The sequence below is a fragment of the Prevotella disiens genome, from assembly GCF_900454955.1.
Taxonomy (GTDB): Bacteria; Bacteroidota; Bacteroidia; order Bacteroidales; family Bacteroidaceae; genus Prevotella; species Prevotella disiens.
The window spans coordinates 436,657-457,797 of sequence record NZ_UGTL01000002.1; the positions used below are offsets into that span (position 1 = coordinate 436,657).

General features: G+C 42.9%; 12 protein-coding genes. 6 read left to right on the forward strand and 6 right to left on the reverse strand.

Features of this window, described 5'->3' with window-relative positions:
• Positions 1 to 197: 197 nt before the first annotated feature.
• Together DYI03_RS12350 and tamL are read left to right on the forward strand one after the other, a co-directional pair.
• Positions 198 to 5,282 (forward strand): translocation/assembly module TamB domain-containing protein, encoded by a 5,085-nt coding sequence (locus DYI03_RS12350; protein ID WP_242401827.1) that lies wholly within the window; start codon positions 198 to 200, stop codon positions 5,280 to 5,282.
• Positions 5,275 to 7,692, forward strand: a complete 2,418-nt coding sequence (gene tamL / locus DYI03_RS12355) for a translocation and assembly module lipoprotein TamL (RefSeq protein ID WP_021669336.1) — start codon at positions 5,275 to 5,277, stop codon at positions 7,690 to 7,692. The genes DYI03_RS12350 and tamL overlap by 8 nt, the downstream gene beginning before the upstream one ends.
• Positions 7,693 to 8,114: 422 nt before the next feature.
• Here tamL and DYI03_RS13340 read toward each other — a convergent pair whose 3' ends face one another.
• The 6 genes from DYI03_RS13340 to DYI03_RS12385 form a co-directional block, all read right to left on the reverse strand.
• Positions 8,115 to 8,297, reverse strand: a complete 183-nt coding sequence (locus tag DYI03_RS13340) for a hypothetical protein (RefSeq protein WP_004358280.1) — start codon at positions 8,295 to 8,297, stop codon at positions 8,115 to 8,117.
• Between the two features lie 216 nt (positions 8,298 to 8,513).
• A complete protein-coding gene (locus DYI03_RS13775; protein ID WP_147287685.1) occupies positions 8,514 to 8,834 on the reverse strand; it encodes a smalltalk protein in 321 nt (106 codons plus the stop codon).
• Complete coding sequence (locus tag DYI03_RS12370; protein ID WP_004358362.1) at positions 8,803 to 9,273, reverse strand: HU family DNA-binding protein; 471 nt, start codon at positions 9,271 to 9,273, stop codon at positions 8,803 to 8,805. The genes DYI03_RS13775 and DYI03_RS12370 overlap by 32 nt, the downstream gene beginning before the upstream one ends.
• A gap of 159 nt (positions 9,274 to 9,432) precedes the next feature.
• Positions 9,433 to 9,873: a D-Ala-D-Ala carboxypeptidase family metallohydrolase gene (locus DYI03_RS12375; protein WP_025064624.1), complete on the reverse strand. Its 441-nt coding sequence runs from the start codon at positions 9,871 to 9,873 to the stop codon at positions 9,433 to 9,435.
• Between the two features lie 308 nt (positions 9,874 to 10,181).
• Positions 10,182 to 12,347, reverse strand: a complete 2,166-nt coding sequence (locus DYI03_RS12380; RefSeq protein ID WP_025064841.1) for a tetratricopeptide repeat protein — start codon at positions 12,345 to 12,347, stop codon at positions 10,182 to 10,184.
• Between the two features lie 77 nt (positions 12,348 to 12,424).
• Positions 12,425 to 13,336 (reverse strand): ABC transporter substrate-binding protein, encoded by a 912-nt coding sequence (locus DYI03_RS12385; RefSeq protein ID WP_021670375.1) that lies wholly within the window; start codon positions 13,334 to 13,336, stop codon positions 12,425 to 12,427.
• A 93-nt stretch (positions 13,337 to 13,429) separates the two neighbouring features.
• Here DYI03_RS12385 and radA point away from each other — a divergent pair, with 93 nt between their 5' ends.
• The 4 genes from radA (at position 13,430) to DYI03_RS12410 (ending at position 21,085) form a co-directional block, all read left to right on the forward strand.
• Positions 13,430 to 14,809: a DNA repair protein RadA gene (gene radA / locus DYI03_RS12390; RefSeq protein ID WP_025064840.1), complete on the forward strand. Its 1,380-nt coding sequence runs from the start codon at positions 13,430 to 13,432 to the stop codon at positions 14,807 to 14,809.
• Positions 14,810 to 15,551: 742 nt separating this feature from the next.
• Positions 15,552 to 16,499 carry an IS30 family transposase gene (locus tag DYI03_RS12395; RefSeq protein ID WP_021669561.1) on the forward strand — a complete coding sequence of 316 codons (948 nt, stop codon included), beginning with the start codon at positions 15,552 to 15,554 and terminating at the stop codon, positions 16,497 to 16,499.
• A 3,032-nt stretch (positions 16,500 to 19,531) separates the two neighbouring features.
• A complete protein-coding gene (locus DYI03_RS12405; protein WP_021668059.1) occupies positions 19,532 to 20,287 on the forward strand; it encodes a hypothetical protein in 756 nt (251 codons plus the stop codon).
• A gap of 138 nt (positions 20,288 to 20,425) precedes the next feature.
• Positions 20,426 to 21,085, forward strand: a complete 660-nt coding sequence (locus tag DYI03_RS12410) for a hypothetical protein (protein ID WP_147287686.1) — start codon at positions 20,426 to 20,428, stop codon at positions 21,083 to 21,085.
• Positions 21,086 to 21,141 lie beyond the last annotated feature (56 nt).

The window sequence follows — 21,141 nt, forward strand, 5'->3', positions numbered from 1 at the left end:
GTTGGTCTTGTATTGACATTACTTTGTTGCTGCTGAAATAATTTGCAAAATAATAAGTACTAATTTCTAACACTTCCCACTCCCCCACAACAAAAAAAGCCCACAACACTTGGTTGAGGGCTTTTTTTTTGTTATCTTTGCAAAAAGAACTAAACCGCCCGAATGAAGGGGAATGGCTCATGCAAATGCGAAAATCTATGAAATGGTTGATAGCCATAGTGTTAGCACCCATTTTGCTATTTATAATTTTGTTGGTATTGCTTTATTTGCCACCGGTGCAAAACTGGGCGGTAAAGCAGGTTGCCAACTATGCTTCTGAAAAAACAGGACTTGAAATATCGCTCGAACATGTAAGTTTGAGTTTTCCGCTCGACTTGAAACTCGAGGGCTTCAAGATGTTGCGCCCCAACGATTCCATTCCGCAACGAAGGGACACAGTGGCAGACGTGAAGGAATTGTTGGTCGATGTGCAACTCATTCCGTTGTTTTCAAACCAAGTTGAAATCGATAAATTAACCTTTAAAAATCTGAAAGCCAATACAATGGACTATATTGGCGACTTGCAAATTCGGGGCGATTTACAACGGCTTCAACTCACGGCACACGGCATCGACTTGAACAATTCGGCAGCGATACTCAATAGTGCGGAAATGGCTGATGGCTTTTTGGATATTGCCCTCAACGACACCATGCCGAAGGACACAACGAAAAAGGAAACTTTGTGGAAGATTAATGTTGAAAAACTCAACCTTTATAATACGGCGTTGAAACTACACATGCCTGGCGACACCATGGTGGTGGGCGCAAAATTTGGAAGAGCAGCTCTCACAAAAACAAATATCGACTTACTTAAAAAATCATATCGGGTGCAAAGTCTTAACTGGCAAAGCGGTATGCTCACCTACGATATGATATACCAGAAACGAGCAAAGCAGGGATTTGACGCTGCGCATATCAGTATGACAGACTTGAACCTCGGTGTAGATTCGTTTGCTTACGACTCAACAGGGATTGCTGCCAACATCAGAACCGCCAATTTCAAGGAAAAAAGTGGACTAATTGTGAACGATTTACGGACGAATTTCAGGTTGGACGCTAATCGTTTCTACCTCACGCCGCTTTATTTGCGCATGCCTAACACCGAACTTCGAGGCAATTTCATCATGGATTTGAACGCTTTTGCCGACAAAAATCCTGGGAAATTCAAAATAAATTTGGACGGATTTACGCATAAAAACGACCTCCATGCGTTCCTTACCAGTGTTCCAAAACGTGTCATGAATGCCCTTCCGTCGCAGCCAATTATGCTCAATGGAAAGGTGAAAGGAAACATGAAGGCATTGACTTTCACAAAGTTACACACGGCAATGCCTACCCATTTCGACATAACGACAAATGGAACCATTGCCAATTTCCAAGAAACAGCGCTGCTCCGTGCCAATCTTGCCGTGCGAGGCAAAGCGCAAGACTTAGGTTTCATCAAAAAAATGTTGCCAGCAAAGACCGCAAAGACCTTCAACTTGCCACGCAACATGGCGTTCGATGCGAAAGTAAATGCACGAGGAAAACAATATTTTGGGAATGTATTCTTAAAAGAAAGTGGCGGAAACATCTACGCCAAAGGAAGTTACAACGCTGCTAATGACGTTTACGCATTAACAGCTCGTGCCAATAACTTCCACATCAACCACTTTGTTCCTAACGAAGACATCAAGCCTTTCACGGGAACTATCGTGATGAGTGGACACGGAACCGACTTCCTCAATCCAAAATCGGCACTACGTTTGAAACTCAATATTGGGAAATTTGCTTTTGGAAAATATGTTTTAGATGGTTTTGGAGGCGACATTTCGCTCAACAGCGGCATCGCCAATGCGCATATCGTCAGTACAAACAAAATGATTGGGGGTAATTTCACTTATCGTGGGAAACTCTCCGACAAAGCCATTGACGGTCGTCTGCGAGGGTGGCTGCGCCGCATCGACTTGAAACGCCTTGGCGTGATGAAAGACCCATGGGTGGTTTCAACATGGGCTGATGTAAATGTGAAATCGAATTTGAAGGACTACCATTTTATAAAAGGTCCTGTTCGCCATTTCTCTTTGACGAGCGAGGAACGCCACGGAACGAAAAAACTCATTGCAGGCGACTTTGATGTGGTGGTAAATATGATTGGGAAACAGCTTGACACCCATTTAAAAGGAAATTTAGACTACGCCAATCTCAAGGCTTTGGGTGTTATGGACAAGCAATATGTGGTGAAAACAGATGCCAATATTCATTTCCATTCGAACATGAAAGACACCTACAAAGTGGAAGGATATTTGGGAAAACTCCGCATTAATGAGCATCGTGGCAAAGATATAATTGCTTTATTTGCAGGCGATTTGAACATTAATGCCGATATGAAGGGAAAATATTTGGCAGGTAGTACCAACGGAAACGTACAGTGTGCCGACCTTTACCAATTAGGCATTGTGGACAAACCATTTGTTTCAAACTTCTCAACCAACATAGAATTTGAAACCGATGGAGCCGATAATCTCAAAATGCGTGGTATATTGGGCAATTTACAAGTGCAAACCGCTAACGAACATTATGCTCCTGGCGATGTTACGCTCGATGTGCTAAGCAGAAAAGACACAACACGAGCCGCTATAAATAGTGGTGATTTCGTGCTAAATACCGAATGGCAAGGAAGTTATCAGCACGTTTTGAAACAAGGACAACGCATTTCAACCGACCTTGGTAAGCAAATTGAGAACAAACGCATCGACCAATCTTTGCTCCAAGCCCAACTCCCAATAGGACATTTGAAGCTGAAAAGTGGCGAAAGCAATTTGTTTAGCAAAATCCTTGAACAACAAGGCTATAGCTTTAAATCGGCTGACATTGATTTAACCTCGTCGCCAAGCCGTGGATTGAACGGAAATATCTTTGTCGATTCGTTGGCTTACAACGATGTACAAGTCGATTCGATGCTCATTGATTTGACTACCAATGCCACAGGATTGAACTATGCCATGCAAATTCTGAACAATGGTCAAAACAAATACCCTTACAAAGGATTTTTACAAGGCAACTTCTTCGAACGAGGAGTCAATACTTCGTTGATTATCAACGATATGAATGATAAAACCGCATTAGCATTAGCAGCCGAAGCAGCCATGAAGGGCGACGGCATTAACCTTAGCTTAACGTCGGCAAAAGCAGTGTTGGGCTACAAAAATTTCACTGTAAATCAATCTAATTACCTTTATATTGGGCGCGACAAACGCTTATCGGCCGACATGAAACTCAATGCTTCTGACGGAGCAGGTTTGCATCTCTACACCGAAGACGAAGATTCTACGGCATTACAGGACTTCACTGTGTCGGTTCATAAATTTGAATTGAAAGAACTCATGGCTGTTTTGCCGTTTGCTCCTAAACTTTCGGGCGAGCTGAATGGCGACTACCACGTTGTTCAAACCACGCAAAACCTGTCTATTTCGAGCGATATGCGCATTAATAATATGGTGTACGAAATGAACAAGATGGGCAATTTAGGTGCCGAATTTGTCTATATGCCGAAGGGCGACGACTCACATTACATTGATGCCATTATCTCAAAAGACGGAAACGAAGTGGGAACGCTCAAAGGTACTTACAGTAATGTGGGCAAAGGCAGCCTCGATGCCGAATTTAACATGAACAAATTCCCATTGAACTACATCAATGGCTTTATTCCTGACCGCATTGTGGGCTTGCGTGGTACGGGTGAAGGTACGCTGGACATTCAAGGACCGCTCAACCAATTGGACATCAATGGCGAAATGTATCTCGACTCGTCTTACGTCTTTAGCGAACCTTACGGCTTCGAAATGCGCTTTGCCAACGACCCTGTGATGATAAAGAACAGTCGAATAGAATTTGAAAACTTTGAAGTTTTTGCCAATAATAATCAGCCGCTCAACGTGCAAGGCTACTTAGATTTTGCCAACTTCGACCGCATCGCAACCGATTTACAACTCCGCACACGCAATTTCTTGATTATCAATAGCAAAGAAAATCTACGTTCCGAACTTTATGGCAAGGCCTTTATCGATTTCGATGGACGCATCAAAGGACTGCTTTCGGCACTGCACTTAGACGGAAAACTGAATGTATTGGGCACAACCGATGTTACTTACATGATGCGTGATGCCCAACTGACTACCGACACCGAATTAGAAGATTTGGTTACTTTCACCAATCTCAATGACACGACCACCACAGTGGTGAAACGTCCCGACATTCAAGGATTTAGCATGAATCTTGCCATTGATGTGGAAGACCAAACCCACGCCACTTGTATCCTCAATCCAGAGCGTACCAACTATGTAGACCTTATCGGTGGCGGAACATTTAAGATGGCTTACGACCCTACCAACGGCGCAAGAATGCGTGGACGTTACACCATTGGCGAAGGAAAAATGAAATATTCGTTGCCTATCATTCCGCTTCGAACTTTCGAAATCCAACCTGGAAGTTACGTTGAGTTTACTGGCAATCCGTCAGAGCCTACCTTAAATATAAAGGCGACGGAACATGTGAAATCTACCGTGTCTGACGGTACAGGAAGCGGACGATTAGTCGATTTCGAAACAGGTGTGAGTCTGACCAAGAAGTTCCCAAATCCTGGTGTAGAATTCATCATTGATGCACCTGAAGACCAAGAAATGCAAAACTTATTGAAGACCAAAAGTCTTGAGGAACGTTCGAAACTCGCCGTAACCATGCTTGCATCGGGCATTTATTTCGACGGAGAAAACGGCGCAACTGCCAACGCAGCCATGAACTCTGCCTTGATGGGCTTCTTGCAAAATCAAGTAAACAGCATCACAGGGCGTGCGCTCAATTCGATGGGTGTCAATCTCACTGCCAACATGGAAAGTGCTGCCGATGCAACAGGTAGTTTGCACACCGACTATACCTTTAAATTCTCGAAACGTTTGTGGGACAATCGTCTACGAATCATCATAGGCGGCCGTGTTTCTACGGGGTCGCAAATGTCGGAACAGAACGGAGCTTTCTTCGATAACTTCTCATTGGAATATCGTTTGAACAAAAAAGAAACCCAATACCTCAAACTTTACTATGAGCGTGAGGCTTACGACTGGTTGGAAGGCAACCAAAGCGAGTTTGGTTTCGGTTTCATGTGGCGAAGAAAATTGCAACATTTCAAGGATATTTTCCGTTTCAAAAAAGACAAGGAAGTCCCACAAAAACGTGATTCACTCATCAATTTTGTCAATGAATAAAATGAAAACTCACCATAAAATAAGCAACCTCCTCATGGCGGCTATCGTTCTGTGGTTCATAGGCGTAGCTCTTGCAGCATGTAGTACGACAAGTGCTTTACCCGACGGCGAACAACTGTACACGGGAATGGAAAAAACCAAATATACAAACTATCAAAAAGGCGACCATTTTAACGCTACACAAGAAGAACTCGATATCGTTTTGGCTACCAAACCTAATGGTTCGCTCTTCGGTAGTCCGTCGCTGAAATCGCCTTTCCCTGTCGGTCTGTGGATTTGGAATGCCTTTTCGCCCGACACCGCTAAATTTAGCAAATGGTTGGTGAAAGTTTTCGGCTCACGTCCTATCACAATGTCTACCATTTCGCCCGATTTACATGCTACGGTGGGCAAAGGTTTATTAAACAAACGTGGCTATTTCGATGGAAAAATCACGCACGAGTTGGTACCACAGAAGAACCCAAAGAAGATGAAAATCAAATATGCAGTCAATATGGGACACCTGTGGACGATTGATTCCCTGCGCTATACCAACTTTTTAGCCATTCAAGACACGCTCATTGAGAAAGATTCTGCCAACGCAATTGTCAAACGTGGCGTACCTTTCGATGTGGCTTTCTTGGAAAAGGAGCGACAAAGGGTAACGCATTTGTTACGAAACAACGGTTTCTACTTCTATAAAAACAACGATGCCAGCTACTTAGCAGATACGACAAAGGTACACGGCAAAGCCAATATGCGCCTACAATTGGCCGACTCGCTCAGCCCCAAAGCACTCCGACAATGGTACATCGGCAACATTACCATTAACTTCCAAAAGCAACTCATGGAGGAATTGCACCAGCAACGCCAATCGCGCAACTGGACAATTAACTACAATGGACGCCGCCCCCCATTAAGGTCGCGCATCTTGTCGAACGATATTCAGTTCCGAAAAGGTGATATGTATGTGCAAGACAAGCATTTAGAAAGTATGGAACGCCTCAATGCGACAGGACTTTTCACCTCGTCAAACATCACGTTTACACCACAAAATACATCTGATACGTGCCGCACATTAGATGTTAAACTCGATTTCCTTTTCGATAAACCTTACGATTTCTATGTCGAAGCCTACGGAAGAGGAAAAACTTCGGGCAAATATGGTCCTGAAATTATTGTCGGTCTTACCAAACGCAACGCTTTCCGTGGCGCAGAACTCTTTAATATCCGCCTGCATGGTGCTTACGAATGGATGACAAAGCGCACCATTGACCCTAACGGAACAGGCAAAGTGAACGACTATCAATATGGATTGGAAACCAGTTTGCAATTCCCTCGTTTCCTCAATCCGTTCCAAACGCCACCTCGTATCCGCCGAGCGCGCGAACGAAAAAAGCGAGCAGAAGCCTTGGCACGAGGCGAACAAGTTCCTGTAACCACGAAAAAGGAATATTACGAATCGCCTATGACCATCTTATCGGCTTCGACCAACGTCATCAATCGTGCGCAATATTTTAAACGCCATGTCGTGGCAGGCGAAATTGCTTACACTTGGATGCCCGACGAACGCCATGCGTTCCATTTCAAACCCTTCTCGCTCACCTATGAATACATGCAAAAGGTAACCAACAAATTCCTCGAACTTACCGACAGTGTGCCTTATTTGGAAGTATCAATGGCCGACCAATTCATTCCGAAATCGATGTTCCAATACACTTACCAAAGTCCGAAGAACTATGCCAACCCTATCCGTTGGATTTCAACCATTAGCGAAGCCTCTAACCTCCTTGCAGCAGGCTATATGGCAGCAGGCAGAAAGTGGAACGAGCGCAACAAGCAAATGTTTAAGAACCCATTTGCCCAATTCGTAAAAGTAGAAACCGACTTCACAAAGATTTGGTCTGTATCGCCAAAATCTACCATTGTTTTCCACACCAATGCTGGTGCTGTCTGGGCTTACGGCAATAGCACCTTTGCTCCTTATACAGAACAATTCTTTGTAGGCGGTGCCAATAGCATCAGAGCCTTCAACGTAAGAGAAATAGGTCCTGGAACCTACAAATCTGACCGCAGCACACGCTCGTATGTGGAACAAACGGGCGAAGTGAAATTCCAAGCTAACGTAGAGTATCGTCCTCATCTTGTAGGCAATCTTTATGGTGCCGTCTTCCTCGATGCAGGCAACGTGTGGACACTCCACCACGATGAAGGACGTCCAGGCTCGCAATTCAAATTCAATAATTTCTTTAAGGAACTGGCTTTCGGCACAGGTGTCGGCATACGCTACGATATAGGTTTCTTCATGCTCCGCATCGACTGGGGTATCGGGCTGCATGTGCCTTACGAAACAGGACTAGACCGCCTGTATAACATCAAGCACTTCAAAGATGCACAGGCCTTCCACCTCGCTATTGGGTTGCCATTCTAAGGAGAACTAGGAAATCTAGGAGAACTAGGAAAACTAGGAGAACTAGAAAAACTAGAAAAACTAGAAAAACTAGGAAAACTAGGAGAACTAGGAAAACTAGGAAATCTAGGAAAACTAGGAAAACTAGGAAATCTAGGAAAACTAGGAAAACTAGAAAAACTAGGAGAACTAGGAGAACTAGCCCCCAAAAAACATTATATAAATATATAAACTGCGACAAAAAAGTGAAAATAAATGTTAAAAACACCCTTTTCACAACTTTACTCACCCTCTTTCCCTGCACTTTGGGCGAAAGTTTCCCAAAATGTCGCCCTTGCCGCATGAGGCCTTTCCCGCAAAATTACTAATTTGTCGCAGCTACACTTTAACGAATTGCATTACAGCGAGTTGCGACAAATCATAGAAAAACAAAAAACAAGGCTTCACTTGACCAACGAAAGGCTAAATCGGTGGGGAAAAGTAGAAAAACAATTCATTTTCGCAACTTTATCCGTGGGAACGAAGGATTGGAGGGTACTGCGTTCAGGATTTATTCCCAAAATGTCGCACACATCATTTTTTGTTTCCCAACTTGTCGCACCAATCTTACCTTTCTGTCGGTTCATAACTCCCTATGTGTCAGCGCTATACTACTATTTTGTCGGTAATCGTCCGTGTAAATCATTGATTTTCAAGGCGGAAGCAAGCCCTAACTAATCTAACTAATTGATTTACTAATGATTATCTAACGCTTTTGACGAGAAAGTTTTTGACTTTTAAGGGGGATTTTTAGCTTTTTACGCCCCCCCTTAAAATTGTTTTTAGTTTTTTGTCAGCCGTTCTTACATGCACGACCCCATGCCCAAGGTAGTGGCAATCGCCGTTAGCACTGAAAGAACCATCTGAAGAATCATTTTCCACTTCTCTTTATTCATCATCGTTTTGTTTTTGCCTCGCCTTGCCACTCTGTTTCCAGCGCAAGGACAAGGATAGTTATTAATAATGTAGTTAATGGCATAGGTAGGGCGTTTCAAACGTTGTGCGCCACCACCATATTGCCACCGCTTTCCCATGAGTAAGCCACTCGGCACTCCCCTACCGTTGCCGATTGGGGAGAGCAGTGTCAGACGCTTAGGGGTGAGCTGGGTCAGGCTGATTGCCATTGGGCTTTTTTTCACCATTTTTGCCCACTGCCACCTTTACTTGTTGTTCAAGTTTCACACCTGTAACAAAGTTCTTTTGACGAGTGTTGCCAGCTCCAACCACCACTTCAGGACGGAAAAGTACGTGCGCACCCTTGATTTGTTCGCGTGGGTTAAACTCTTTGAGCTCCTTAGCACCCGTAGAAGCGATGCCCAACTTGAACGAACCAAAACCATCAAGATGGACACGCATGCCGTTCTTCAGCTGGTAGTTCATTTCCTTGACCAACGCACTGATAACTGCCAAAATATCTGGCTCGGTAACCGTACAAAGGTCGTTGATGCGTGTTGCCAAATCCTTGGTGCGAACAACACCAGAAGTTACGGCACGAGCATACCAAAAGTCTTTGGTTTTTGCATTCTTGTTCTTCAATTGATAAAGTTTATACTTCAAACTCATAATAGAAAAAATGTTTTAAGGCTCCGAATATTTCGAAGCAAGGTTAATAATTAAAACCCCTCCGTCGTAAGGGGAGTACAAAGCTGCTGTTTCTCTACATCGGACGAGTCTGACTGGTCTGACTAGTCCGACTAGTCTGACTAGTATGACTGGGTCTGACTAATTCCTACCAACCCCCACATGCAACCATCGTTTGTGTTTGCGTCCCAAGGGTTCCAACAAAATTTGTCCCACGTTGGTATGTTTTTCCAAAAACTCAGCATAGCGCATAGCCATTTCCGTTGAGGACACGAAAATATCGGCAGCCTCGCCCCGTAGGTGTTGCGAATTGAACACGCCACCCACCGCCTTGTTGAGTTCACGACAACGGTAACCACTCGTGATGAGAATGCGCCCGAAGCGAAGTCGCAAAGGTTCTAACACCTCTTCACACAAGCGTTGCAAGTTTTCGAGCAACTCTTCGTTGGTTATCGCCTCCCCCTTGTGTGCATCGGGTTCGTTCTTTATGTTCAGTTGCACCGCCTTGCCCGAACGTAAAAATTCGCCCAACGCAAAATGCCGTGTCAGTTGATAGTCGTAATCTAATTGCTTTGTTTTCATACTTATATATTATAATGTAATTATATAATAATGTTATTACATTTTTACTTGCCGTGTCAGCTATTTCTGTTGCAAAGGTACACAATGGGAAAACCGAAATCAAGTAAGTATAGGTTAGTCGTATGTGTAGTAGTGTGTTATAGTGGTTAAAAAACGCTTTGCTATCCTCAGAAAATAGGCATAAAATAGGCGCAAAACGCACGCAAAATAGGCATAAAATGGGCGCAAAAAAGGCGAAGTGTAAACGCAGCAAATTGGTGTGAAACGTTGGACAAAACGGCTCTTTTCAAGGGAAAGAGTCGTTTTGCCTATTCGCTTTCTACTGCGCTGAGCATGAGGAGGGTGTCGAGGTGGCTAATTTCGTTGGCTTCGAGCATGTAGGCATCGTTTGAGAACTCTTGTTCAAGGTCGCCTGCGGGATTTTTCACCTTCCATTGTTGAAAATAGCTTTTGGCTGCGGCAGGATTGTGGCTGAGCCATTGGGCATAACCCATGTTGAGAAAATCGTCGGGCAAGGGTTGGTCTATGGAAAGTTTCTCGTAGATGTTGAAAGCCTTCTCTGCTTTGCCGTCGCAGAGCAATGCCCAAGCGAGAATGCGTTTGATGTGGTTGTCGGAAGGGAGAGTTAAGTCCCACTCATAGAGTTTGTTAAGTGCTTCTTTGGTTTGCTTAACGAAGATTTTCGCCAACGAAAAATTGATTGCATATTGGCGATTTTGGGGCTGGAACTCACAAAGTTTGGTGTAGCAATTGGCTGCCAATTCGTATTGTTTGGTTTTCAATGCGTTCGCCCCCACGGTTTTCAGCACCCACTCGTCATTGCTTTCCATATCAAGAGCAAGGCGGAAGTGTTGGAAAGCTGCTTTTACATCATTTTGTCGCATATCGCTCAGCCCTTTGAGGAGGTGATATTGGGCGGTATCGATGTGGAAAGTTTCGAGCAGAAGGTCGAGTTCTTCCTTTCTTTTGTGCTGATATAAATAGAGGGCGAGCTTCATTTTGAGGGCATTGAAGTCGTCGGTACAGAAAAAGAATTGTCCGAAAAAGAAGGCTTTGCTTCTTGTTTTTTCGATGAAAGGATTGACAATATCGGTGTTGTAGGCCATCTTTACTTTGAAAAAGCGGTAGAGGTCTTGTATGTACATGCGGCGACTGAAAGCTGGCGAGTTGCCAAAGGGGTTGGCTTCTTGGAAAGCTATGCCTTCGCCCGACTGCAAAACTTCGAGCATACTGGCAGGCAATTGGTTGATGATGCGTGCCATGGTGAAGGCCAAAGAATATTTATCGGACTCGCAAAAGGGACTTTTGTTGGCTAAATTGTCTAACAATTGGGTGTTGCCGAGTTTGTTTGTAACTTCCGATAGTCCAGGGTGTTGGGCATAGAAAGGCATGAACCAATTGGCAATATGGTCGAAGAATGGGAAATTCTTCATTTTACTGAACCCTCCGAAATAGATGTCAGAGCCTTGTTGCTGCATCTTCATCATTTTTTGAATGTTTTCCTCCATAGCTTCCATTTTCTTTTCGTCGGCATCGGGGTTCATGATGCTTTCCATGGGGTCGTCTTCGCGTTCTTCTATTCCGAATCGGTTGAACTTTATATCGGAATTTTTCATGATGTTGGGCATGATGTCGCGTTCTATTTTTGCGGTATCGCGCTCGGCGTCCATGCAACTGAACATTTGTTTTTGAAGGTTCAGGAAGTCGGCTTTATGGGTTTCGTTGCTAAAAAATGGTGCCAACAAAGCTCGTTGTTCATCGTAAAACAGGGCGTTATCGGTTAATGATAAGACCCACCCCACGTAGGCTCGTTGGCTAACGTTGTCGTCTATTGCGCCGAGATGGGTGCGTATGAGGGTTTCGAGTTTATGAATGTCGAAGATGTTCATACATGCCAGCGTAATGGCACTTACCATTAGCATTTGGTCGGCAGCATCGATGGTGGGCGAAACGAGGAGGTCGGCATAAAAATCGGCATCGTTTTTCGTCCATTGTGTCGATACAAAAAGGGCGTTGAAGAGTCGGTCAATGAAAGTTTGGTGTCGGGTGTGGAGTTCGATTTGCTTGGTTTGTCGGGTGGTTTCGGGTTCCAACGAGAGCAACGCGAGGTCGGACACATAGCTTTCTAAGACGGTGCGGAGGAATTGATGACTAAGATTGAGGTGGTCGGCGGTGCGAAAAGCATTGATAAAGATGGTTTTATTTTTGCAGTTCCACGACAGTTGCAGTTCGGCAACCACTTTGTAAAGCCTCGCAATGAGGGAGCCATACAATTGTTCACGCTGTGGGTCTTGGTATCCACGGAGCATGTATTGACACATGAGTTGGTAGTCGTTGTCAATGGTTTGAAACGTATCGTAGCCCACGAGTTGCGCTTTGGTGTCGTAAATGTTGTGCAAAGCCTGAATAGCTTTGTCCAATCGGCGTATTTCCAAAGCTTCTAATGCCGCCGTTATGTTTTGTTCTGCATTCAATGTCGCCCTATCTTTGTGTTATATATTAATAAGGTGGAAAAATATTTTTCGTTTTCAGCAATAATACCCACTAAAATTTACTTTCTTTGAGCGGGCTTAATGTGTAAAGCCTCTTTGATGTTGCTTTGACGAGGATAGCTGATGCGCTTATATTTCATTTTTGGCAATGCTTTTATCACATTGTCGTCCACCTTCATATATTTTTTGATGATGTCGCTATAATACTGCACAGAATTTTTATTGATTAAATCAATGGCTCTGTCGTAGGCTTTTTCAAACACACGGCTCACTTTTGGGTCGTTTTTGCCCACATAAACGAAAGCACCTGGCACGAAAATGTCGGCAGAAGTGTCGTACAATACAATGTTGCCTTTGAGTTTTGCTTGCGTAGCTTGTGGCTCTGACGCCCAAATGCCGTCCATTTGCTTGTTGAGGAGCATGTCTAATCGCAAAAATACATCACCAATGGCTGCACCATAGACAGCATATCGTGGTCTGCCGATGTCCACAACACGACCGGTGTAATACCATGTGGCAGAACTTTCGTTCAACGCTATGACCTTGTCGCCTAAGTCGTTCAACGATTTTATGCCCGAATTTGGAGATACGAGAAGTTTCCACGACGCATTGGTTTCGGTCATGTATTGCAAAGGAGCTTTCTTTTTTTTCTTTAAATATTCGGCACGTACTAAATCGGTAACACAGGCTTGAATTTTATTTCTCATTATGGCTGTGTCGCAATCGTTCTGCGAGGTGTACATTTTCAAACGAATATCCACCTTGGTTGTGTCGTAAAGCGCACTATCACACATGACAAACAACGGAAGACAATCCATCGTTGGCATAACACCCACCTTGAAAGCACGCTCATAAGCAATGGTTTCAATCTTTTTCTTGCGTTGGTCTAAGAGCGTTTCTTCGTCCTCAGATTGATTGCAACTTGCCAATAGCACAATCGCAACAAGCAAAATGTACTTAATCTTCTCCATATCGTTGCAAATTTAATCATTATTTTTTGAAACAAGAAAAAATATACGTACTTTTGTAATATGGTGTTCAAAAAGAAGCCATCATAATAAATTATGGCAAAAAATAAAATTGCATACGTCTGCGACAACTGCGGACAAGAAAGCTCAAAATGGATTGGCAAATGCCCCAATTGTGGTCAATGGAACACGTTCAAGGAAATTCGTGTGGCACAAGAAACGGCTACAAAAATAGGTGAACGACTGACTAACAACGTGTTAGGAACTAAAAAACGCAACGTGGCACAGTCGCTCAACAAGATTACATCGGCTGAAGAAATACGCATCAATATGCACGACGAGGAACTCAATCGGGTGCTTGGCGGCGGATTAGTCGTGGGAAGCATGGTGCTAATTGGCGGAGAACCAGGCATAGGAAAGAGTACGCTCACCTTGCAAACCATCTTGAACACCAATCGTAAAGTGCTATACGTCAGCGGAGAAGAGAGTCCACAACAAATAAAAATGCGCGCACAACGCATTGCAGACGTCCTGCCCGACAACATCATTATTTTGTCGGAAACATCAATCGAGAAAATTTTTCAAAGTATTAAAGACGTTCAACCCGAACTATTGGTGGTCGATTCCATTCAAACGGTGCAGACAGAAACGGTGGCAAGCAGTGCTGGCTCAATCACACAGATACGCGAAAGTGCCGCAGCCTTGTTGCAATTGGCAAAAACCACCAACATTCCCATCATTCTCATCGGACATATTAATAAGGAGGGCAGCATCGCAGGACCAAAAGTGTTGGAACATATCGTGGACACAGTGTTACAATTCGAGGGCGACCAACATTACATGTACCGCATCTTGCGCAGCATAAAAAACCGTTTTGGCTCGACCTCAGAACTCGGTATCTACGAAATGCGACAAAACGGATTACGCCCCGTGAGCAACCCTTCAGAACTTTTGCTCACCGATAACCTCGAAGATTTGAGCGGAGTAGCCATATCGAGTGCCATCGAAGGCGTGCGCCCCTTCCTCATTGAAACCCAAGCACTCGTCTCAACCGCCGCTTACGGAACACCACAGAGGTCGGCAACAGGCTTCGACCAACGCCGACTGAACATGCTGCTCGCCGTGTTGGAAAAGCGAGTAGGATTTAAACTCATGCAAAAAGACGTATTCCTGAACATTGCAGGCGGACTGCGCATCACCGATATGGCAATGGACCTCAGCGTCATTGCCGCCGTCCTATCGTCGAATGTCGATACCCCCATCGAAAAAGGCTGGTGCATGGCAGGCGAAGTAGGACTCAGTGGCGAAGTGCGCCCCATCAGTCGTATAGAACAACGCATTGCCGAAGCCGAGAAATTAGGTTTTGCCCACATCATTATCCCTAAAAACAACGCCCAAGGCTTGAAAGGCAACTACAAAATCGCCACCCACCCCGTCGCAAAAGTAGAAGAAGCCCTCAGATTATTGTTTGGGTAAAAATCCCTAGTCCCCCTAGAATCCCTAGCCCTCCCTAGAATCCCTAGCCCTCCCTAGAATCCCTAGCCCCCCTAGAACCCCTAGCCCCCCCTAGAATCCCCTAGCCCCCCTAGAATCCCTAGCCCCCCTAGAATTCCTAGCCCCCCCCTAGAATTCCTAGCCCCCCTAGAATTCCTAGCCCCCCTAGAATCCCCAGTCCCTCCTAGAATCCCTAGTCCCCCCCTAGAATCCCTAGTCCCTCCTAGAATCCCTAGTCCCCCCCTAGAATCCCTAGTCCTCCTAGAATCCCTAGTCCTCCTAGAATCCCTAGCCCTCCTAGAAACCCTAGTTCTCCTAGAAACCCTAGCCCCTCCTAGAAACCCTAGTTCTCCTAGAAACCCTAGCCCCTCCTAGAAACCCTAGTCTTCCTAGCCTCCCTAGCCCCCATTATACTTTAACAAACAAAACTTTAATTAACTTTAAACGTTAATTATTTTAACCTCTCTCCCTTTAATTTCGTTGAGCGACAAAACAGCCTATTTCCAATCCCAAAACAGCCGCTTTTGAATACAGAAAAATAGAACACGCAAGTTCAACATAGAACTGCAATCCCAAGTACGGGTGTAGCTTAATAATCTATACCTGAAAACACCGAGGGGTTTGGGGGCGAGCAGCCCCCATGAGTGGAAAAATCAGCAAGCAATGCATAAAAATGAAAAAGGGAGACCTCTGTCTCCCAAAGATTAATTAAATTTGCATTGCTATGTACAAACAATTAACCTCGGAGCAAAGGTACACAATTTCTGTGCTACTCCAAAACGGAATGAAACAAAAAGACATTGCCAAAGCGATAAATGTAAGTCCAAGTACAGTGTCACGTGAAATAAGACGTAACAGTGGGATTAGAGGACACTACAACTGGGAGACAGCCCAAGCAAATGCAGTACGCACAAAACGCAAGAAGCCAGGTAATCGTTCAGTTGACAAGGATGTCATGGAAGAGGCGAAACGCCTTCTTGTTACCGAACAGTGGTCTCCGGAACAAATATCCGGTGCATTGGCCAATGATGGCAAGTATATTTGTCATGAAACCATATACCGTATGATACGTAAAGACAAGGCAGAAGGAGGGAAACTATACCAACACTGTCGTCACAGGCTAAAGCATCGTGCCAGACCTGTCGGGGGCAGACGCATATCTATAGTCAACAGAACAAGCATCAGCGAAAGACCTGCAGAAGCTGACGGCAAGCGCTTTGGGGACTTCGAGATGGATACTATCGTAGGAAGAGGAAATCACGGTGCCATCGTTACACTGATAGAACGCAGTACAAACATGCTGTTTATGAGAAAACTTAAAAAGGGAAAGAATGCCATAGAGCTGGCACGTACTGTAATACATCTGCTATCTCCATTCAAAGGGCATGTCAAGTCTATTACAACAGACAACGGTACTGAATTCGCTTGCCATGAAATGATAGGAAAAAGCCTTGGTGTCAACATCTATTTTGCCGATCCATACTCTTCATGGCAGAAGGGCGGCATAGAAAATGCAAACGGACTGATTAGGCAATACGTGCCAAAATCAGAAACGTTTGAACATGTCAGCCATCAACAAATCACAAAGTGTTCAAGGAAAATTAACATGAGACCAAGAAAGAAATTAGGATTTAAAACACCATACGAGTGCTTTTACGAACAAATTAAGTAAATTTGCACTTGCTTGTTGAATTCACGACAATTCAAAAACATGCACTCCCTTTAAAAATTGTAAAATATCCCCCCCCCGCAATGTTAATACATCGTCGGGCAGAGAAAACTATCAGTAGCTCGGCATAGGAGCGGAGTTACCTCTGCCAGCTTTCCTAGTTTCCCTATCTCCTCCTATCTCCCCTAGATTCCCTAGCTCTCCTAGATTCCCTAGCTCCCCTAGTTTCCCTAGATTTATGTAAAAAAAATCCCCCTTTTAAAACGAAAAACTTTTCTTCTCAAGTTAGATAATCATTAGTTTAATCATTATAATAGATTAGTTACGAACTTGTAACCACTTGATAACCACTATTTTACACAGACCATCTCCGACAAATTAGTAAGTTAGCGCCGACAAAAAAGTAACTTACCCTCGACAAAATAGTAAGGATGGTGCGACAATTTAGTAACTCTTTTCACCCCCAGTGCGACAAAAAGGGAGAATAGCGGCGACAAATGGGGAAACAATCCTAAATTTGCCCTCCCCTACCCCACTTTTTCCCCCTTTTTTAGTAGTTTTTGTCGCTCAAACGCATTAAAAAATCTACATTACTAAACATTTTTGCCCATTTTCAGTTTACATTTATAATCTTGTAAAGCATTAAAACACAACGATTTACACATTTGTAAAAACAAAAAGCGACAAAAAGGGAATTATATTCAAAACTCCAAAATCACTGAACTACGACAAAAAGGGAAGAAAAAGCCTCCCACCAACCCCTCCGTTGGGAGGGGAGCGCAAACTATAAAAAACTAGTATCCCTAGTCCTCCTAGAAAAACTATAATCCCCAGTCCTCCTAGAAAAACTATATCCCCTATCCCTCCTAGAAAAACCTAGTATCCCTAGTCCTCCTAGAAAAACCTAGTCCCCCTAGTCCTCCTAGAACCCCCCAGCTCCCCTAGTCCTCCTAGAACCCCCCAGCTCCCTTAGCCCTCCTAGAAAAAAACTCGTTCCTCTTGCTCCTTTCAAGCCTTTACCGCAACGATTTCCACCCCCTCTTCCCTTTCTTCTGTTCTGCGACAACACACGCACAGAGCGCATTGTAAACGCTTCACGCACAACGAGATTGCCATTGAGCTTGTCTGTTTTAGCAACGAACAGTTCCGACAAAATAAATACTTCGCACATTTTATTTGCAATCGCTATGTGCCATTTACTCCTTACTCCTTTCGCATCGCAGCCGTATGAAACTCGCCTTCATATCGTTTACTTTTATGCAAAAGTTTTCCTTCCTAATTTGTCGCACTTCCTATTTTTGCACCCACCTCCCTTTTTGTCGCACCTATAAACTCGCTTCGGAGGCTAAGACTTCCTAATTTGTCGCACTTTACACCTCTAAAATCCAAAAATCCACCCATTTTGCACCATCATATCACCGCTTTTGGGCGACAAATTAGGAATAAATTTCACGCAAAATAACATATTAAATAATTTATAATACTTTGAAATACAGGATATTAACAATTATACTTGCAAGTAAAACTTTAAATATTAACAAAACTTTTCACTTTTTTGTCGCCGTTCGCCTTTAACTAATGACTTAATACCACTGATATTCAACTTTTTAGAACTGCTTTTACACTGCCAAAGAATTTGTTCCTAATTTGTCGCACCTTGCTTTTCTCCGAAATAACTTCCTTTTTTGTCGCCAAACCATCGCTCTCGTCTGAAATCCCCCACCCTATTGTATATTTTTTTTACCTTATTCGCCCCAATTTAGTCTGAATTTCATCATTCTGTCCTCCCATTTTTCTATTTTTAAGTCTTCCGTTTTTTCTTCCTAATTTGTCGCACTATAGTTTGAGTTTTCTCAGTTTTCTAGTTTCCCCAGTATTCCTAGTTTTCTAGTTTCCCCAGTATTCCTAGTTTTCTAGTTTCTCCAGTTCTCCCAGTTTTTCTAGTTCTCCTAGTTTTCCTAGTTTTTCTAGTTCTCCTAGTTTTCCTAGTTTCCCCAGTTTTCCTAGTTTCCCCAGTTTTCCTAGTTTCCCTAGTTTTCCTAGTTTCCCTAGTTTTCCTAGTTTTCATAGTTTTCACTCCCCTCCTTCAGGAGGGCTTGGGGAGCCTCTATACCTTCTTGGGCGGCTTTCCTGCCTACCTGAAAAATAGAACAATCTGTGTTTCCTCTCGCTTCTCCCTTTCTGCGTACGCAATTAAGACTTTTGCCTTTTTGTTTTCCTTTTGGTTATTCGCACCCCTCCCACCCTATTTTGTTCTCCCTTGTGCCTTTTTTTCATTTTAGAAACGCCACGGAATGAAAAAAAATGACGGGCTTTTATCCCCAAAAGCAGTGTCCCCTATTCCACCAATCTGCATTTTTTAGCCAAAAATATTCTTATTTTAAAATCTAAAACCACAATTATTTAAATATATAAAAATAAAAATAAGAAATAAAATAAGTATTTAATCGTACCAATTTTACACGAAAATAAAAATAAAAAGATATTTAAATAAAGAGTAAAATGAAAAGATAAATATATAAAAACATAATAGCGCAAATCTTTGGATAAATGTTTAGCTAAAAATATTAAAATATTTTGCAGTTCCATTTCTTTGTCGTATATTTGTGTAAGAAGATAAATAAGGAAATAGAGAAATATATAAAAATATAAAATATCATTTCTTTTGCTTCTTAAATAAACTGCAATGAAGCTTGTTAAATGGCTGAAAAATAAGATTTAAAGTAAATATATAAAAATATAAACACCTTCTTTTACTCGCTGTTTTACTCGTTTTGTGCAGTGTTAGAGCTTTTCGCAAAATTGCAATGTTTAAATATTTAAACAGATAAATATCGAAACATACGAAAAAGTAAATACATTAAAATGTAAAAACAGAAAGGTTTGAAAATGTAAATATGCGAAACAATAAAAATGTAAGCATATTAAAAGATATAAAATTAAAAATACAAAAATACAAAGTGCTGAAAATATAAGAAAATAAAAACGCTAATATAAATAAAAGTAAAAACAAAGAAAAGTAAATATATAAATATATGAACAAAAAGATATTTAAAATCTCCAAGTTTAGGGGCGAAATACTGAATTGGTCGTTCGGTATTGGTGTTGCGTTAATGTTATTAAAATTTTTTGAAAACTTTGGCAACAAACTTTCAGAGAGTTCGGAAGTGCTTTCAACGAGTATAGATAATATGGTAGGGGATAGAACTTTGTTGCTTCTGCTCACCACGAGCATCACCGTTTGCAGTTTGTTGATGTGGGAACAGTTGCGCCATGCGTTGCTGAAGACTAATCATTTTTGGTTGCAACTCGTGCAAATTGTTGTTATGGTGCTGACTGCTTTTGCTGCCATTGTGTGGTTGATTCCTGGCGAAATGTTCACACCAACGGGTGGAAGCATGACGATGCAGGGTGGGGGAGTTGCTGCGAGCAGTCTTTTGACATTCCAAACTCGCGTGTCTTTCCTTACTACGCTCTTTGTTTCGGCTGCCAATGTGCTGTTAGGCTTTGGGTTGGTGAGGTTTTTTACGGGTAATATCCGCCGTTATGGTGTGGCTTTGTTGATTGTTCCGCTGCTCGATATGATGTTGAGTTGGCTTTTTGGCTATCTGTACACGAGTGTTGGCGGACTGACTTTCCAAACTTTGGAAAATTATCGCACCTTGATGCTTGCAGGGCAGTTGCTGCTTCAAGTTGGCTTGTATGTTTGTTTGCGTTTTGCGTTCACCACTGAGACGGTGGAAGACGATGATGAAAACGCTGCTGTTCTGTATAAATATAAACAAGAATAAATAAAAATATAAAGAAAAGTAAATACAAAAGAATTTAAAAACATAAAAGTTTAAATATATAGAATATTGACTTTTAAGCATTTACAAGGTAGATTTTAATAAATAAAGATAATAACGTAAATATATAAAAACGTAAATATGCGAGAGTTTTTAATATCAGATTTCAGATTGACGAATAAGGAAAGCGGTTTGCTAAGTGCTTTTTCTATCCTTTTCGACTTTAGTTTAGTGGCACTTTTTCTGTCGATTGTTAATCAGAGTGGGGTAGTGTTCAATGCGCCTTTGAGTGCCAATAACATCACGATTTCCGATAATGTTTCCATTTTTTCAGAAAGTTTTGCTTCTTTGAGCTGTGTGGGTTTCATGGTCATTCTGTATCGTTCGTTGTCTCGTCTGACGGATATTCCCCGTTTGAAGTGGGCGAAAATTCTGACCCTTGTGGGCATTGTATGCGGAATTTTGTATATTTTGACAGGCAAACTGGCACTTTTGGTCTACGGAACCGAGTCGGCTCCTTGGGTAGTAGACTTCTTGGGCGTGGCAACAGGTCGTTTCTGTTTCATTTCCATGCTCGTTGCGCTTGTATCGGTGCAGTTGCGCCTTTCGCTTCCGTTGCATCGTGTCAGCCGCCGTGGCTTTTTGAGTCTTACGTTTGGTATTTTGCTGTTAGTTTGCGTGCCTTTCGTCGGTCTGATGGACGTTCCCGAGTGGGTTTTAACAATCCTTTTGGGCGGTGGTTTCTTCTGTTTCATGCTTGCTTTTGCGTTCTTTGTACGCATGATGAGCCTGCGTGTGTGAAGTTTTTCTCTTGTAGTTTGTTTTGATGACTTGTTGGATTTGTCGGACTTTTCTGA

Excerpts from the sequence above, each read along its gene's own strand:
- DYI03_RS12350 (WP_242401827.1), top strand. The coding sequence starts at position 198 with ATGAAATGGTTGATAGCCATAGTGTTAGCACCCATTTTGCTATTTATA.
- tamL (WP_021669336.1), top strand. The coding sequence starts at position 5,275 with ATGAATAAAATGAAAACTCACCATAAAATAAGCAACCTCCTCATGGCG.
- DYI03_RS13340 (WP_004358280.1), bottom strand. The coding sequence starts at position 8,297 with ATGAACCGACAGAAAGGTAAGATTGGTGCGACAAGTTGGGAAACAAAA.
- DYI03_RS13775 (WP_147287685.1), bottom strand. The coding sequence starts at position 8,834 with ATGGCAATCAGCCTGACCCAGCTCACCCCTAAGCGTCTGACACTGCTC.
- DYI03_RS12370 (WP_004358362.1), bottom strand. The coding sequence starts at position 9,273 with ATGAGTTTGAAGTATAAACTTTATCAATTGAAGAACAAGAATGCAAAA.
- DYI03_RS12375 (WP_025064624.1), bottom strand. The coding sequence starts at position 9,873 with ATGAAAACAAAGCAATTAGATTACGACTATCAACTGACACGGCATTTT.
- DYI03_RS12385 (WP_021670375.1), bottom strand. The coding sequence starts at position 13,336 with ATGGAGAAGATTAAGTACATTTTGCTTGTTGCGATTGTGCTATTGGCA.
- radA (WP_025064840.1), top strand. The coding sequence starts at position 13,430 with ATGGCAAAAAATAAAATTGCATACGTCTGCGACAACTGCGGACAAGAA.
- DYI03_RS12395 (WP_021669561.1), top strand. The coding sequence starts at position 15,552 with ATGTACAAACAATTAACCTCGGAGCAAAGGTACACAATTTCTGTGCTA.
- DYI03_RS12405 (WP_021668059.1), top strand. The coding sequence starts at position 19,532 with ATGAACAAAAAGATATTTAAAATCTCCAAGTTTAGGGGCGAAATACTG.
- DYI03_RS12410 (WP_147287686.1), top strand. The coding sequence starts at position 20,426 with ATGCGAGAGTTTTTAATATCAGATTTCAGATTGACGAATAAGGAAAGC.